This window comes from Streptomyces sp. NPDC101776, assembly GCF_044766845.1.
GTDB lineage: Bacteria > Actinomycetota > Actinomycetes > Streptomycetales > Streptomycetaceae > Streptomyces.
Window position 1 is genome coordinate 394,544 of record NZ_JBIWMV010000002.1, and the last position, 15,902, is coordinate 410,445.

Consider the following 15,902-nt stretch of genomic DNA (forward strand, 5'->3'; position numbering starts at 1 on the left):
GTCACGATCACCGTCACGGTCTCCCGGACCCCGGCGCGGCGCCCGCCCGCAGGGGTCCGGCGACGTCGTAGGAACCCTGCGTGGGAACGGCCGGGAGACCCGCCGGGAGGATCTCGACGACCTCCGGTACCGGCCCCGTCGGGATGCCGCCGGACGCGGCGACCACGGCGGCCGGGGTACCGCCGCGCCGTCCACCGGTGTGCAGTGCGACTCCGGTCATCGGTACGGCGATCACGACCAGCCCCACGGCGAGGATCGCGCCCATCGCGGGGAACCCGGCCCGTGCCGACAGCACGCTGCCCGCGAGCGGTCCCGCAGCCGTCCCCAGCGACGAGGCCGAGCCGACCAGAACGGCCCAACGCCCGCGCGGGTCAAGGGAGGCGGCGAGACCGAGGACGTAGGACAGGACGATCGGGTAGAGGGTGTTCCAGGCGATCTCGCCGGTCGCGAACGTCCTCAGGTCGTGCGCGGACGCGCTGAGCACGATGCAGCCCGCGATGAGCGCGGTGCCCGCGCCGATCGGTACCGCGCGCCCCAGCCGGGAGCCGAGCGCGCCCGCGCCGATCACGCCGACGAGCCCGGTGCCGAGCGCGATCGCGAAGACCGCGCCGACGGTGACCTCGGAGAGGTGCGCCTGGGTGATGCCGATGCGGCCGCTGACGCCCCAGAGGGAGTTCTGGGCGAGCGACCAGCACAGCAGGGTGGCGGCGAGGACGAGTCCGGCGCGGCGGTGGGGGAGCCCGGCGGTCTCCACGCGCGCGTGCTCCGTCGTCGCCGTACGCACCGGGAGGCGGCCGGTCAGCGGCCATACGCCGAGTGCGGTCAGCGCGATCGCGGCGAGCGGCTGGCCGTGGCCCGCGCCGAGGTGCGGAACCGTCAGATAGACGGTGCCCGCGAGCGCCGACACGCACAACAGGCCGAGTGTGGAAGCGCGGTGGGGGTCCCGTTCGGCGGCGATCCCGGACGCGGCGACGGTGGTGGCCGTACCCGATCCGAATCCGCCGACGACCGCGCCCGCGACGACCGCCGGGACGGCGTGCGTGAACGCGGCCGAGCCGTAGCCGAGCACGGCGAGGGCGAGCCCGATCCGGGCGAGTGCGCGCGGGCCGACCCGTTCGACCCGCGAGGCGAGCAGAAAGCCCGCCGCGGCCGAACTCAGCAGCAGCGCACTGCCGACCGCACCGGCCTGCGTCGCGGACAGCGGCAGTCCCGCGTCGAGCCGGCCGACGGTGGTGGGTAGCAGGTAGGGGGCGAGGTACCCGGCCGTGAAAAGGGCGACGAGGGGCCAGGGCGTGGTGGTGCTGCGGGCGAACACGGGCGTTCCCAGGGCATGCGAAAGAAGCGGCTCAAAAAGGGGATTGGGCGACGACCGTCGACGGACAGGAACGCGCGGCCAATTTGTATCAAGCACGCGGTTCACGAAAGAAGGGCGGGGGGTGTGATCTGGGGCACGTTCAGTTTGGGGGGTGAGAGGCCGGGTATACGAGCGCCCGATTTCCAGTGCCGGCCAGCAGATTCCGGCCGGTCCACTCACTTCTTGACGCAGGCCGGCAACATCGGCTCGTCCGCTCATTTCAACGCAGGCCGCACATACTCGGCCCGGCCGGCGTTTGAGGACGAGGCCCCTTCAGGGCCGAAGCGGGGGCCCGGGGGCGCAGCCCCCAGAAGGCGCGCCCACTACCGCCAGTGCACAGCCCCACCGGCCCCGGCCGACGCCCCTTCGATCTTCGCCCGGACCTCCCGCATCACGGCAACGATCTCCCTCTCGTGCTCAGCCGTCAGCCTGACAACCGGCACCGAGCAACTGATCGCATCCAGCGGCGGGCTGTCGTAGCGCAGGGCGAAGCCGAAACCGACGATCCCCAGGACACCCTCCTCGCGGTCGATCGAGTAGCCCCGGGCGCGGACGCCCGCGAGGTCGGCGGCCAAGGACTCCCGGTCGGCACGGGTGTTCGGCGTCGCGGCCTCGTACGGCCCGTCGGGCAACTCGGCGTCCGGCCGTTCGGCGAGCAGGGCCTTGCCCAGGGCGCCCACATGGGCCGGGAGCCGCCGCCCCACCCTGCTGATGCTCCGCAGGTACTCGTGCGACTCCCGCGTCGCGAGATACGCGACGTCCCGCCCGTCCAGCCGCCCCAGGTGGATCGTCTCGCCGAGCGCCTGCGACGCCTCGTCGAGATACGGCCGTACGGCCCGCACCCGGGGGTCGGAGTCCAGATAGCTCGTGCCGGTGAGCAGGGCGCGCAGCCCGATGCCGTAGAGCGAGCCGGTGATGTCCGTGCGGACCCAGCCGTGTGCGATCAGGGTCTGGAGGAGGGCGTACATCGAGCTGCGCGGCACCTCCAGCTCGTCGGCGAGTTCCTGGAGGCGCGCGGGACGGTCGCCGCGCGCGGCGAGCAGTTCGAGCAGCTCGACCGTGCGGGCGGCGGACTTCACCTCGCGGACGCCACCGGGCTCTGACATGCGCCGATGGTAGCGAGGGCGGCCGGGACGCGACGGGCCCCATTGACGGTCACGGTTCGCGTATCTAACCTCTGTCTTCATACATGGATAACGTCTACATAGGGAGATGGCGGGGATATGGCCCCAGCGAACGACGAGACGGAGACCACGGAGTCCGTGGTCCGCAGGCTCCGGCACGGGATGGCGGGCGGCGTGCTCTCCTTCCCGCTCACCTCCTTCCATGACGACGGCTCCCTCGACCCCGACGGCTTCCGCACCCATGTCGCCGAGCGGATCGCCACCGCCCCGGGCGCCGTGTTCCCCGCCTGCGGCACCGGCGAGTTCTTCTCGCTCGACGAGGACGAGTACCGCACGGTCGTCACCATCGCGGTGGAGGAGGCGGCCGGCCGCGTGCCCGTCGTCGCCGGAGTCGGCTACGGCTGGGCGCAGGCCGCCCGCTTCGCGCGCATCGCCGAGGAGGCCGGCGCGGACGCGCTCCTCGTCCTGCCGCACTATCTCGTCGCCGCCCCGCAGGACGGCCTGGTCGCCCAGCTCGAACAGCTCGCCGCCCGCACCCGGCTCCCGCTCATCGCCTACCAGCGCGGCCAAGTCGCCTATACGGCAGCCTCGTTGAGGCGCATCGCGAAGATTCCCGGCGTCATCGGCCTCAAGGACGGGCACAGCGACCTCGACCGCCTGCAACGCCTCACGCTCGCCGCCCCCGAGGGCTTCCTCTTCTTCAACGGCGCCTCGACCGCCGAGATCCAGGCCCGCGCCTATGCCACCGTCGGCGTCCCCGCCTACTCCTCCGCCGTCCACGCCTTCGCCCCCGAGATCGCGAACGCCTTCTTCAACGCCCTGCGCGACGGGGACGACAAGACGGACTTCAAGGCGGACGACAAGACGATCGAGAAACTGCTGCGCGACTTCTACGTCCCGTTCGTCGAACTCCGCGACCGGGTACCGGGATACGCGGTGTCGCTGGTCAAGTCGGCGGCCCGGCTGCGCGGTTGCCCGGTCGGCCCCGTGCGCGCCCCGCTCACCGACCCCACGGCCGCCGACCTGGCCGACCTCACCGCCCTGCTCGCCACCGGACTCGACCTCGTAGGAGCCGCGCTGTGAACCTCACCATCGCCGACGTCCGCCTGACCCCGATCCTGGTGGCCGACCCCCCGCTGCTGAACACCCAGGGCGTCCACCAGCCGTACACCCCGCGCCTGATCGTCGAGATCGAGACGGCCGACGGGATCACCGGCCTCGGCGAGACCTACGGCGACACCAAGTACCTGGAACTGGCCCGGCCTTACGCGGAGAAACTGATCGGCCGTCAAGTCAGCGACCTGAACGGCCTGTTCACCGTCGCCGACGAGGTCACGGTCGACGCCTCCCGGACCTCCTCGCAGGTCGACGTCGGCGGACTGCGCGGCGTCCAGACCGCCGACAAGCTGCGCCTGTCCGTCGTCTCCGCCTTCGAGGTCGCCTGCCTCGACGCGCTCGGCAAGTCCCTCGCGCTGCCCGTGCACGCGCTGCTCGGCGGCAAGGTGCGGGACGCCGTCGAATACAGCGCGTACCTCTTCTACAAGTGGGCCGACCACCCCGAGGGCGTCGCGAGCGAGAAGGACGACTGGGGCGCCGCGACCGACCCGGCCGGAGTCGTCGAGCAGGCACGGAAGTTCAAGGAGCGCTACGGCTTCACCTCCTTCAAGCTCAAGGGCGGGGTCTTCCCGCCCGACGAAGAGATCGCCGCCGTACGGGCGTTGGCGGCGGCCTTCCCCGACCACCCCCTGCGTCTGGACCCCAACGGCGCCTGGTCCGTGGAGACTTCACTGAAGGTCGCGAAGGAACTGGGCGGTGTCCTCGAATACCTGGAGGACCCCGCCCTCGGCACCCCCGCCATGGCCGAGGTGTCCGCCGGGACCGACGTACCGCTCGCCACCAACATGTGCGTGACGACGTTCGCCGAGATCAAGGAGGCCTTCGCGAAGGACGCCGTACAGGTCGTGCTCTCCGACCACCACTACTGGGGCGGACTGCGCAACACGCAGCAACTGGCCGCCATCTGCCGCACGTTCGGCGTCGGCATCTCCATGCACTCCAACACCCACCTCGGCATCAGCCTCGCCGCGATGACCCACGTCGCCTCGACCGTCCCGAACCTCCACCACGCCTGCGACTCCCACTACCCCTGGCAGTCGGAGGATGTCCTCACCGAACGCCTCACCTTCACCGACGCCAAGGTCACCGTCTCCGACGCCCCCGGCCTCGGCGTCCAACTCGACCGCGCCAAGCTGGAGTTGCTGCACCAGCGCTGGCTCGACGACGACGGTGCGCTGCGCGAGCGCGACGACGCGGCGGCGATGCGGATCACCGACCCGGAGTGGGTGACGCCCTCGATGCCGCGCTGGTAGGGACCGGGTGACCGGATCCGGACGCGCGCGGTGCGGCACGCACCGCAGCGCCCGACAGCCGCCGTAGCGCCCGGACCTGCGGTTGCCCGACACCGGCGTGACGGGCGGTCCCGGTGCGGGAGCCGCCCTCACGCGCGCGTGGTGGTGCACACTGGCCTGATCCGTATCACGTCAGGGAGCGCACCGTGACCGCGTCCAACGCGTCCACCGGAAAGGGACCGTCGTCCCGCAGCGAAGGGCCGTCCTGCGGGGTCGACCCGCTGGAGGGGCTGCGCGCGGCGGACGATCCGCCCTGGGACGTGTACCTCACCGGCACCGTCTTCCTCGACATCATCTTCACCGGGCTCGAATCCGCCCCCGTGCGCGGGACCGAGTCCTGGGCCCGCGGGATGGGGTCGAGCCCCGGCGGGGTCGCCAACATGGCCACCGCGCTGTCCCGCCTCGGCCTGCGCACCTCCCTCGCTGCGGCCTTCGGCGACGACCACTACGGCGAGTACTGCTGGGACGCGCTGGAACAGGGCGAGGGCATCGACCTCTCCGCCTCGCGCAAGGTGCCCGGCTGGCACTCCCCGGTCACCGTGTCGATGGCCTACGAGGGCGAACGCACGATGGTCTCGCACGGCCACGAGCCGCCCCCGGAGGTCGTGTTCGGCCAGGGCGGCGCCCCGGACTGCCCGCCACGCGCGCGTGCCGCCGTCGCCTCCCTCACCCCCGGCAAGCAGGCGCCCTGGGTCGCCCAGGCCGCGAGCGAGGGCACCCGGATCTTCGCCGACGTCGGCTGGGACGACACCGGAGCCTGGGACCTCGCCGGACTCGCCGACCTCGCGCACTGCGAGGCGTTCCTGCCGAACGCCGAGGAGGCCATGCGCTACACCGGCGCCGACTGCCCCCGCGCCGCCGCCCACGCCCTCGCCGAACACGTACCCCTCGCCGTCGTCACCCTCGGCGCGGACGGCGCCTACGCGGTGGACCGGCGTACCGGGGAGTCCGCCGCGGTCCCGGCGATCGCCGTCGAGGCCCTCGACCCCACCGGCGCGGGCGATGTCTTCGTGGCCGGCTTCGTCACCGGCACCCTGGCCGGCTGGCCGCTCGCCGACCGCCTCGCCTTCGCCGGACTCACCGCCGCCCTCTCCGTCCAGGAGTTCGGCGGCTCCCTCTCCGCACCGAGCTGGTCGGAGATCGGCGCCTGGTGGCGCAAGGTGCAGTCGGTCGAGGGCCAGGACCCGACCGCCCTGAGCCGGTACGCGTTCCTGGCGGGACTCGTACCGGAGGAACAGGGCAACGGCAGTCCGTGGCCGCTGCGGCGGGCGGTGCCGACGATCGGGTTCGGCGGGTCGGCGTGACGACGACGTGAGCGGGCGGACACGCGTCACCCGCCCCCGGCGAACCGTTCCTGCTCAGCAGGCTCCCGCGCGCTCCAGCACACCCGTGACCTCTTCCCATACGGCCTCGAAGACCGCCTCGGGCAAGGTGCCGAGCGGAGTGAGCGCCAGGGTCCCGAGGACGCGGCGCGCGTCGGTGTCGTAGGGAACGCTCTCGCTCAGCACGTCGTAACCGTCACGGACCGCGACCCGTAGCACGGGCGTCTCCGCGCCCGCCCCCACCGCCACCGCGACCACGAAGGGGACCTCGCCCCGCAACTGGTCGGACAGCTTGCGATAGCCGCTGGCGATCGGCTCGTCCCAGCGCAGGTTCAGCAGCAGCGGGCGCTTCGCGAGCAGTTCGGCGAGGTCGGTCTCGACGGGACCGTCCGGTTCCAGGACCACCGCGCGGGCGTCCAGCACCAGCGCGGCCGGCAGCAGACACCGCAGCGAACTGCCGACTATGTTCCCGCCGACCGTCGCGGTCCGGCGCACCGCGCCCGTCCCCACACCCTTCGCCGCCCGCCGCAGCACCTCCGGCACCCGCTCGTCGATCTCGTGCAGCAGTACGGCCGCGCCCAGCGTCCCGTCCCCGATCACCTTGGCCTCGGGCAGCGCCCGCAGGGACACCGCCTGCTCCGGGAACCCGTCCCGTTGCCAGGAGGCCCACACCAGCGTCGCCCCGCCGACGGGCACCGCCCCCTCGGTCAGGCACTCCTGCGCTTCGGACACGGACGTGGGCAGACGCACGAACACAGCGGCCGACCTGCTTTCCCTTACGGCCCGGGGGTGGGAGTCACGGCCCACCGGCCGGATCTCCTGCTGACACTTGGCTGACACAGCACATTGTCCGTACAAGCGAGGGGGCGCGAACAGGGCTCACGGCGTCACCCTGTGCGCCCGCCCTGCGCCGGGAACACTCCCCGGCACCCCCCGCGCCACCCCGTATTTCGTGGCCCGACGGTCACCGAAAAGCCCTACGGCGTTGTCAGTGGCCCGGCGTACCCTGGGAATCACCAGGCCGCCCTTGTGGCGGGCGAGTCATATCGAGGAGGACGAGCAAGGCCACAGAGCCGGCCCATGACTCAGACACCCACAGCTCACACCCCCGCGCAGAAGCAGGCGAGAGCAGAGTTCACCGTCCCCGCCCAGCACCCCATGGTGTCCCTCCTGGGATCCGGCGACGCCCTCCTGCGTGTGATCGAGAAGGCCTTCCCGGCGGCCGACATCCACGTCCGGGGCAATGAGATCAGCGCGGCCGGCGACGCCCGCGAAGTGGCCCTCGTCCAGCGCCTGTTCGACGAGATGATGCTGGTGCTCCGCTCGGGGCAGCCGATGACGGAGGACGCAGTGGAACGCTCGATCGCCATGCTCAGGGCGAGCGAGAACGGGGATGGTCCCGCGGAGACACCGGCCGAGGTGCTCACCCAGAACATCCTGTCCTCGCGAGGCCGCACGATCCGCCCCAAGACCCTCAACCAGAAGCGGTACGTCGACGCGATCGACAAGAACACGATCGTCTTCGGCATCGGCCCCGCCGGCACCGGCAAGACCTACCTCGCCATGGCCAAGGCGGTCCAGGCCCTCCAGGCCAAGCAGGTCGACCGCATCATCCTGACCCGCCCGGCGGTGGAGGCGGGCGAGCGTCTCGGCTTCCTCCCCGGCACCCTGTACGAGAAGATCGACCCGTACCTGCGCCCGCTCTACGACGCGCTGCACGACATGCTGGACCCGGACTCGATCCCGAAGCTGATGGCGGCGGGGACGATCGAGGTGGCGCCGCTGGCATACATGAGGGGCCGCACCCTCAATAGCGCGTTCATCATCCTGGACGAGGCCCAGAACACGAGCCCCGAGCAGATGAAGATGTTCCTCACCCGGCTCGGCTTCGAGTCGAAGATCGTGATCACCGGTGACGTGACACAGGTCGACCTGCCGAGCGGCACGAAGTCGGGGCTGCGGCAGGTGCAGGACATCCTGGAGGGGCTCGACGACGTGCACTTCTCACGTCTGACGTCGCAGGATGTCGTACGGCACAAGCTGGTCGGCCGTATCGTCGACGCGTACGAGAAGTACGACAGCGAGAACGGTACGGAGAACGGCACCCACAAGGGTGCCCGTGACAAGCGGAAGTAGATCAGCACGACCATGTCGATCGACGTCAACAACGAGTCCGGAACCGAGGTCGACGAGCAGGCGATCCTCGACATCGCCCGCTACGCGCTCGCGCGGATGCGCATCCACCCGCTCTCCGAGCTCTCGGTGATCGTCGTGGACGAGGACGCCATGGAGCAGCTCCACATCCAGTGGATGGACCTGCCCGGGCCGACCGATGTCATGTCCTTCCCGATGGACGAGCTGCGTCCGCCGAGCAAGGACGACGAGGAGCCTCCGCAGGGACTCCTCGGTGACATCGTGCTGTGCCCGGAGGTCGCCGCGAAGCAGGGGGCCGAGGCCGACACGCAGCACACCATGGACGAGGAGCTCCAACTCCTCACCGTCCACGGGGTGTTGCACCTGCTCGGCTACGACCACGAGGAGCCCGACGAGAAGGCCGAGATGTTCGGTCTGCAGGCCGCGATCGTGGACGGCTGGCGCGCGGAGAAGGGCCACACCGGCCCGTCCCCGGCTCCGACGGTCTCCTAAGGCACCGGGGCATCACGTCTCATGAGTCCTCAGATCGTCGTCGGGGCCATCGCCCTTGTCGTTGTCGCCTGGCTCGCCGCCTGCGCGGAGGCGGGCCTCGCGCGCGTCTCCAGCTTCCGCGCCGAGGAGGCCGTACGGTCCGGTCGGCGCGGCAGCGCCAAGCTCGCGCAGGTCGCCGCCGACCCGACCCGCTATCTCAATGTCGCGCTGCTGGTCAGGGTGGTCTGCGAGATGGCCGCCGCCGCGCTGGTCACCTACGAGTGCCTGCACGTGATCCACGGCACCGCGCCCGCGCTGCTCGCCGCGATCGGCGTCATGGTCCTCGTGTCGTACGTCGCGGTGGGGGTCTCCCCGCGCACGATCGGGCGTCAGCATCCGCTCAACACGGCCACGGCGGCGGCGTACGTGCTGCTGCCGCTCGCGCGGATCATGGGTCCGATCCCGTATCTGCTGATCCTCATCGGCAACGCGCTCACGCCCGGAAAGGGCTTCAGGCGCGGCCCGTTCGCGTCCGAGGCCGAGTTGCGGGCGCTGGTGGATCTCGCCGAGAAGGAGTCGCTGATCGAGGACGAGGAGCGCCGGATGGTGCACTCGGTCTTCGAACTCGGCGACACCCTTGTGCGTGAAGTCATGGTCCCCCGCACGGACTTGGTGGTCATCGAGCGCTACAAGACGATCCGTCAGGCCCTCACGCTCGCGCTGCGCTCCGGCTTCTCGCGCATCCCGGTCACGGGTGAGAGCGAGGACGACATCGTCGGGATCGTGTACCTCAAGGACCTGGTCCGCAAGACGCACATCAGCCGGGATGCCGAGTCCGAGCTGGTCTCGACGGCCATGCGGCCCGCGAGCTTCGTGCCGGACACGAAGAACGCCGGTGATCTGCTGCGCGAGATGCAGCAGGAGCGCAATCACGTCGCCGTCGTCATCGACGAGTACGGCGGCACGGCGGGCATCGTCACCATCGAGGACATCCTGGAGGAGATCGTCGGCGAGATCACCGACGAGTACGACCGGGAGCTCCCTCCGGTGGAGGAGCTGGGCGACGACCGCTACCGGGTCACCGCCCGCCTGGACATCGGCGACCTGGGGGAGTTGTACGGCTTCGAGGCGTACGACGACGAGGACGTGGAGACGGTCGGCGGACTGCTCGCGAAGGCGCTGGGCCGTGTCCCCATCGCCGGTGCCTCCTCCGTCGTGGAACTCCCGGACGGCCGCGGACTACGGCTGACGGCGGAGGCCTCGGCCGGGCGGCGGAACAAGATCGTGACGGTGCTGGTGGAGCCGGTGGGGGCGGCCGACCCGGCCGAGGGGGAGGCGAAGCCGGAGTGACACCGCAGGAACTTCGTGCCTTCTGTCTGTCCTTCAACGCCGTGGTGGAGGACTTCCCCTTCAACCCGGACATGTCCGTCTTCAAGGTGCTGGGCAAGCTCTTCGCCGTGACCCGGCTGGACGCCCTCCCGCTCACGGTCAACCTCAAGTGCGACCCGGAGGACGCGATCCGACTCCGCGAGGAGCACGACGGGCTGATCATCCCCGGGTGGCACATGAACAAGCGGCACTGGAACACGGTGACGGTGGACGGGGGACTTTCGGACCGGCTGGTCCGGGAGCTGGTGGAGGACTCGTACGACCTGGTCGTCGCCGGGCTACCGCGCGCCGAGCGGCTCCGCCTCGACCGTCCCTGAACCGGGCCTTGGCGGGGTGAGTGTGCCGGTCCTTCGTATGCTCTGTGCATGACCGAGAGCAGCGCGCTTGATCCTGAGGACCGCAAGATCGTCACCCTGGCCCGTTCGGCTCGGGCCCGTAATGGTGTGCCGGAGGGCGCGGCCGTACGGGATGAGACGGGGCGTACGTATGTCGCCGGGACCGTTGATCTTTCGTCGTTGAAGTTGAGCGCGTTGCGGACGGCTGTGGCGATGGCGGTGGCGTCTGGGGCGAAGTCTCTTGAGGCGGCGGCGGTTGTGACGGGTGCCGACGGCGTTTCGGCGGAGGATCGGGCTGCCGTACGGGATCTGGGTGGGCCGGGGACGCCGGTGCACGTGGCTGCGCCGGACGGGACTGTTCGGCTGACGGTCGCTGCCGGCTGAGGTGGTGCTGGGGGCTCCGCCCCCAGACCCCCGATCGGCCCTGAAGGGGCCTCGTCCTCAAACGCCGGACGGGCTGACATACGCCGACCCTCGTCCGAGAGGCATCCCTGTCCGGAATTGACCCGTCCAGATTTCGCCCTTGCTCTTCCCCCGTCTCCCGCGCATCAATGGAACCGTAAGTTCCGACGGACCGTCAGATTCTGCTCGCGTGGCGCACCGCACCGTGTCCGTGAGTGGGGCTGAGGGGTTTCTCCCGTCCGTCCCCACATGGCATTCCCAGACACGGGAAGGGAACCAGTCCCATGAAAGGCAAGCTGAGAAGCAAGCGAATCGGAACGGGTGCGGCTCTGGTGACGGGGGTCCTCGCGGCCGCCTCGCTGGCGTTCGCGCCCAGTGCGCTCGCCGTCACTCCCCAGACGGCGACGATCACCGCGGACTGCGGCATCTTCGGCGGTGGCGCGGCCACCATCACCGCGACGCAGGACGGTACGGCGGCCACGGTCACCGTCACCTCGTCCATCACCGCGCCGCTGCCCCTGGCGCAGGACTCCATCGCCTCCACCTTCACCTTCGTGAACGCGAGCGGCGGCACGACCGTCTTCAGCGGGACGGCCAACCCGGCCATGGCGACCGGCGACGCCGTCACCGTCGGCCCGCTCGACGGGACCGTGGCCTCCGGTGACAGCCTGGAGGCCTACGGCGGCTCGCTTCAGATGACCATCTTCGGTATCGCCGTGACGTGCACGGCCACCGGAGCGCAGTCGCCGGGTCCGTTCGTGTTCGACTGAGAAGTCACCGGAGAAGTCGACTGAGGAGTCGCCCGACACATCCCCCCACGGGCTCAACTGGGCCGTCAGCTTCCGCTGTTGGCGGAAGCTGACGGCCCATCAGTTAATTTCGGCCTGTGCATTGACTTCTCACGCGTTCCCCACATCAATGCCCCCTGTGGGCGCGGACGAGCCGCTGCGCCCACCGTCCTCAGGAGGGGGCACAGCCATGGCTACGACATCCCGAAGACGCCGATGGGCGTCATTGCTCGGGGTGACCGCGCTCGCGGTCGCCACGGGCGGTGCGCTGGCCTGTCCGGCCGGCGCGTCCACGAACGTGGACTTCGCAACGCACTGCATCCCGCCGGCGATCGCGGGCCTCCCGCCGATCGACGGCACCACGACCGCCGCGATCACGGTGGACAACACCGCGCCGAAGGTCGGCGACACCGTCACCGTGACCTACACGGTGGTCAAGCCCGCCGCCGGCAACCCGACCGCCCTCGCGCTGCCGGCCGACATCATGACGCCCACCGGGAACGTCACCCTCGGCGGTGCCCAGACCGGCAACGTCACGGTGGCCGGACCCAAGAAGAACGACCCGGTGGCCGGCAACGCTCCTTTCCCGTCGTTCTCCATGACCGGCACCTTCACGGTCACCACTCCGGGCGCGATCACCCTCTCGCCCAGCGACTACAACATCCACACCAGCTACATCCTGGAGCTGGACACCCCCTGCACGGTGACGAACCCGCCGGCGCCGGTCTCCGAGACCGTCACCGCGACCGCCACCGTTCCGGTCAACACCCGTGCGATCAGCCTGGGTTCGGCCTCCGGGAACGCCGGTGACAGCGTCGCCGTGACCGGCAGCAACTTCACCCCGGGTGCCAGCGTGACCCTGGCCGGACGGTCCGGCACCGCCCAGACCGCGGACACGGCGACCGTCACGGCCACCAGCGCCGGCACCATCAGCGGCTCGCTGGTCGTCAACGACAAGACGACGACCGGGATCGTGGCGTACGAGGGCAGTGCGTGGAGCACCGACCTGGGCGCCGGTCCCGCCGCCTATGTCGTCAACGACACCACGCCCGTTCCGCCCGGGAGTCAGAAACTGACGACGACCGTCAAGGCGGGCACACTGTCGATGGCACAGGCCGGGGACGCCGTCGGTCTCTCCGCCGTCGACTTCGGCAAGGGCGGTGCCTCCACGGGCGCCCTGAACACGGTGACGGTCCAGGACTTCCGCGGCGGACCCGCGGGCTGGTCCCTGACCGGCAAGGTCACCGACTTCACCGGTCCCGGCGCCAAGATCGATGCCGGGGCGCTGAGTTGGACACCCGCCTGCGCCACCAAGGCGGGCAGCCCGAGTACCTGTGTCGCCGGTTCGGCGGGCACGGTGGGCAGTTCGGGAGCGACGCTCGCGTCGACACCCGACGGCACGGTCACCGGCGGCGAGTTCACCGTCGATGCCGGACTCTCCCTGAACGTACCGGCGTTCACGCCTCCGGGCTCGTACTCCGGCGTTCTGACGCTCACGCTCACCTGACCGTCCGAACTCACCTCCGGTGGCCGGGCGCCCGCACCCGCCCGACCGCCGCACACCACGTCCGTGGGGGTCCGCACCCATGCGAAAGCTGCACGTCCTCCTCCTGAGTCTGTGCTTCGGCGTGCTCGCCGCGCCGTCGTCCCACGCCGCCGACAACGGCAGTTGGTCCGTGTACCCGGCCGCCTCGCAGATCGCCGCGCGGCCGTACTTCTATCTCTCCGCCGATCCCGGCCAGACCATCCAGGACAAGGTGGTCGTCGCCAACAGGACGGCGAAGCCGCTCACCTTCCGGCTGTACGCGGCCGACGCCTACAACACCGCGCGCGACGGCGGGTTCGCCGTGCGGACGGTGAAGGAGGCGATGCACGGGGTGGGCGCGTGGGCGAAGCCCGCGAAGTCCCGGGTCACCGTCCCCGCCCACAAGTCGGTCACCGTGCCGTTCACCCTGCGTGTACCCGAGGGCGCCGAACCGGGCGACCACCCGGGCGCGTTGGTCGCCCTGGACGAGCGCGTCGACAAGGGCGACGGATCGCTCGCGCTCGGTGTGCAGCGGGCCGTCGGTGCCCGTGTCTACCTCCGGGTGAGCGGACCGACGCTCCCCGCGCTCGCCGTCGAGCACGTCCGCGTGTCCCATCACCAGCCGCTGGTACCGGGGTTGGGGGACAGCGACGCGACGATCTCCTACACGCTGCACAACACCGGCAACGTCACCCTCGACCCGAAGGTGAAGCTGAAGGCGCAGGGCCTGTTCGGCCGGACGCTGCTCTCGCGCGGACTGACCCGGATCCCGGCCGAGTTGCTGCCCGGACAGAGCGTGAAGCTCAGCGAGCGGTGGAAGGACGCGCCTCAACTCGACTGGGGGGACGTCACGTTGACCGCCAGCGCGACCGGAACGAAGCAGTCGGCGAGCGCGTCGTTCTTCGCGCTGCCGTGGCTCGCGGCGCTGCTGCTGCTCGCCGTCGGGTTCGCCGGGGGAGTGCTCGCGGTCAGAGCGCGTCGGGGCCGCGTTCGCCCGTCCGTACCCGTACGACCGTCTCGACCGGAATCGACCACACCTTCCCGTCCCCGATCTTCCCCGTCTGCGCGGCCTTGACGATCGCGTCGATCACGGCTTCCGAGTCCGCGTCGTCGACGACGACCTCGATCCGCACCTTCGGGACGAGGTCGACGCGGTACTCGGCGCCCCGGTACACCTCGGTGTGGCCGCGCTGCCGGCCGTAGCCGCTGGCCTCGGTGACGGTCAGGCCGTGCACGCCGAGCTCCTGGAGCGCCGTCTTGACCTCGTCGAGGCGGTACGGCTTGACGATCGCGGTGATGAGCTTCATGGCTGGGACGTGACTTTCTGAAAGGAGGGGACGGACGGGCCGACCGGGGCTCCGTGCCCCAGGACGCCGTGATCGTATGCGGTCTCGGCGTGCACCGTAAGGTCGAGCCCCGTCCGCTCCTCCTCTTCGCTCGCCCGCAGGCCCATCACCTTGTCGAGCAGCTTCCCGATGCCGTACGTCACGAGGAACGCGTACGCCCCTACGGCGACCACGGCCACCAGTTGCTTGCCGAGCTGGGCGAGCCCGCCGCCGTAGAGGAGGCCTTCGGGGCCGCCGGTCATCGAGGTGGCCGCGAAGACGCCGATCAGGAGGGTGCCGATGACGCCGCCGACCAGGTGGACGCCGACGACGTCGAGCGAGTCGTCGTAGTTCAGCCTGAACTTCCAGGCGACCGCGTACGAGCAGACGGCACCGGCGGCGAGGCCGACGACCAGCGCGCCGAGGAGCGAGACCGAGCCGCAGGACGGGGTGATCGCGACCAGACCGGCCACCGCGCCCGAGGCCGCGCCCAGGGTGGTGGGGTGGCCGTCGCGCTTCTGCTCGACGAAGAGCCAGCCGAGCAGGCCGGTGCAGCCCGCGGCGAGGGTGTTGAGGAAGGCCGCGGCGGCGAGGCCGTTGGCGCCGAGCGCGGAGCCCGCGTTGAAGCCGAACCAGCCGAACCAGAGCAGGCCCGCGCCCAGCATGACCATGGGCAGGTTGTGCGGCCGCATGGCGTCTTTTTTGAAGCCGAGGCGCGGGCCGACCACCAGACACAGGGCCAGACCCGAGGCGCCCGAGGTGATCTCGACGGGGAGGCCGCCCGCGAAGTCGAGGGCGCCGAGGTGCGCTGCGATCCAGCCGCCCGGGCCCCACACCCAGTGCGCCACGGGAACGTATACGAGCAGCGCCCAGACCGGCACGAACACCAGCCAGGCCCCGAAGCGCACCCGGTCCGCGACCGCGCCGCTGATCAGCGCGGCCGTGATGATCGCGAAGGTGAGCTGGAAGGTGGCGAAGAGGAGGGTGGGGACGGTGCCGTGGACGGAGTCCGGGCCGAGGCCCGCCATGCCGGCGTGCTTCAGTCCGCCGATGAGCCCGCCGCCGATGTCGTCGCCGAACGCGAGCGAGTAACCGGCCGCCAGCCACACCACCGTGACCAGGGCGATCGACACGAAACTCATCATCAGCATGTTGAGGACGCTCTTCGTGCGGACCATGCCGCCGTAGAAGAGGGCCAGGCCCGGGGTCATCAGCAGGACCAGGGCGGTGGCGGCGAGCAGCCAGGCGGTGTCGCCGGTGTCGATGTGCTCGGCGGCGAGTGCGGCGGCAGAGGTCATGGTCGGC

At 70.8% G+C, this 15,902-nt stretch carries 16 protein-coding genes; 11 read left to right on the forward strand and 5 right to left on the reverse strand.

Translation table 11 applies throughout. From position 1 onward, the window contains the following. Positions 1 to 13: 13 nt before the first annotated feature. Complete coding sequence (locus ACIRRY_RS07530; RefSeq protein ID WP_403968954.1) at positions 14 to 1,315, reverse strand: MFS transporter; 1,302 nt, start codon at positions 1,313 to 1,315, stop codon at positions 14 to 16. Between the two features lie 362 nt (positions 1,316 to 1,677). Further along, on the reverse strand, positions 1,678 to 2,460 hold the full coding sequence (locus ACIRRY_RS07535) for an IclR family transcriptional regulator (protein WP_403968956.1): 783 nt from the start codon (positions 2,458 to 2,460) through the stop codon (positions 1,678 to 1,680). 117 nt (positions 2,461 to 2,577) lie between these two features. Here ACIRRY_RS07535 and ACIRRY_RS07540 point away from each other — a divergent pair, with 117 nt between their 5' ends. The 3 genes from ACIRRY_RS07540 (at position 2,578) to ACIRRY_RS07550 (ending at position 6,190) form a co-directional block, all read left to right on the forward strand. Then, complete coding sequence (locus tag ACIRRY_RS07540) at positions 2,578 to 3,561, forward strand: 5-dehydro-4-deoxyglucarate dehydratase (RefSeq protein ID WP_403968958.1); 984 nt, start codon at positions 2,578 to 2,580, stop codon at positions 3,559 to 3,561. Then, positions 3,558 to 4,847 carry a glucarate dehydratase family protein gene (locus tag ACIRRY_RS07545; protein ID WP_403968960.1) on the forward strand — a complete coding sequence of 430 codons (1,290 nt, stop codon included), beginning with the start codon at positions 3,558 to 3,560 and terminating at the stop codon, positions 4,845 to 4,847. Before ACIRRY_RS07540 ends, ACIRRY_RS07545 begins: the two co-directional genes overlap by 4 nt. 185 nt (positions 4,848 to 5,032) lie before the next feature. Next, a complete protein-coding gene (locus ACIRRY_RS07550; protein WP_403968962.1) occupies positions 5,033 to 6,190 on the forward strand; it encodes a carbohydrate kinase family protein in 1,158 nt (385 codons plus the stop codon). 54 nt (positions 6,191 to 6,244) lie between these two features. On the opposite strand, the gene ACIRRY_RS07555 is transcribed toward ACIRRY_RS07550, so the two are convergent. Further along, complete coding sequence (locus ACIRRY_RS07555; RefSeq protein ID WP_403970831.1) at positions 6,245 to 6,964, reverse strand: FAD binding domain-containing protein; 720 nt, start codon at positions 6,962 to 6,964, stop codon at positions 6,245 to 6,247. 324 nt (positions 6,965 to 7,288) lie between these two features. On the opposite strand from ACIRRY_RS07555, the gene ACIRRY_RS07560 reads away from it, so the two are divergent. From ACIRRY_RS07560 to ACIRRY_RS07595, 8 genes are all read left to right on the forward strand, one after another. Then, a complete protein-coding gene (locus tag ACIRRY_RS07560; protein WP_403968964.1) occupies positions 7,289 to 8,344 on the forward strand; it encodes a PhoH family protein in 1,056 nt (351 codons plus the stop codon). Positions 8,345 to 8,356: 12 nt separating this feature from the next. Further along, positions 8,357 to 8,854: an rRNA maturation RNase YbeY gene (gene ybeY / locus ACIRRY_RS07565; RefSeq protein WP_403968966.1), complete on the forward strand. Its 498-nt coding sequence runs from the start codon at positions 8,357 to 8,359 to the stop codon at positions 8,852 to 8,854. 21 nt (positions 8,855 to 8,875) lie between these two features. Then, a complete protein-coding gene (locus ACIRRY_RS07570) occupies positions 8,876 to 10,183 on the forward strand; it encodes a hemolysin family protein (RefSeq protein ID WP_403968968.1) in 1,308 nt (435 codons plus the stop codon). Continuing rightward, positions 10,180 to 10,539 carry an MmcQ/YjbR family DNA-binding protein gene (locus ACIRRY_RS07575; protein WP_403968970.1) on the forward strand — a complete coding sequence of 120 codons (360 nt, stop codon included), beginning with the start codon at positions 10,180 to 10,182 and terminating at the stop codon, positions 10,537 to 10,539. Before ACIRRY_RS07570 ends, ACIRRY_RS07575 begins: the two co-directional genes overlap by 4 nt. Before the next feature lie 48 nt (positions 10,540 to 10,587). Next, the gene (locus ACIRRY_RS07580; protein WP_403968972.1) at positions 10,588 to 10,941 is read left to right on the forward strand and encodes a cytidine deaminase; all 354 of its coding nucleotides are present in this window, start codon (positions 10,588 to 10,590) and stop codon (positions 10,939 to 10,941) included. A 302-nt stretch (positions 10,942 to 11,243) separates the two neighbouring features. Then, positions 11,244 to 11,729, forward strand: a complete 486-nt coding sequence (locus ACIRRY_RS07585; protein WP_403968974.1) for a hypothetical protein — start codon at positions 11,244 to 11,246, stop codon at positions 11,727 to 11,729. A gap of 208 nt (positions 11,730 to 11,937) precedes the next feature. Beyond that, positions 11,938 to 13,254, forward strand: coding sequence for a beta-xylosidase (locus tag ACIRRY_RS07590; RefSeq protein ID WP_403968976.1), 1,317 nt, complete (start codon positions 11,938 to 11,940; stop codon positions 13,252 to 13,254). A 79-nt stretch (positions 13,255 to 13,333) separates the two neighbouring features. Then, on the forward strand, positions 13,334 to 14,347 hold the full coding sequence (locus ACIRRY_RS07595; protein ID WP_403968978.1) for a WxL protein peptidoglycan domain-containing protein: 1,014 nt from the start codon (positions 13,334 to 13,336) through the stop codon (positions 14,345 to 14,347). Here the strand turns inward: ACIRRY_RS07595 and ACIRRY_RS07600 are convergent. After that, complete coding sequence (locus tag ACIRRY_RS07600) at positions 14,241 to 14,579, reverse strand: P-II family nitrogen regulator (RefSeq protein ID WP_328683430.1); 339 nt, start codon at positions 14,577 to 14,579, stop codon at positions 14,241 to 14,243. The genes ACIRRY_RS07595 and ACIRRY_RS07600 overlap by 107 nt on opposite strands. Further along, positions 14,576 to 15,895, reverse strand: coding sequence for an ammonium transporter (locus ACIRRY_RS07605; RefSeq protein ID WP_403970833.1), 1,320 nt, complete (start codon positions 15,893 to 15,895; stop codon positions 14,576 to 14,578). The genes ACIRRY_RS07600 and ACIRRY_RS07605 overlap by 4 nt, the downstream gene beginning before the upstream one ends. Positions 15,896 to 15,902 lie beyond the last annotated feature (7 nt).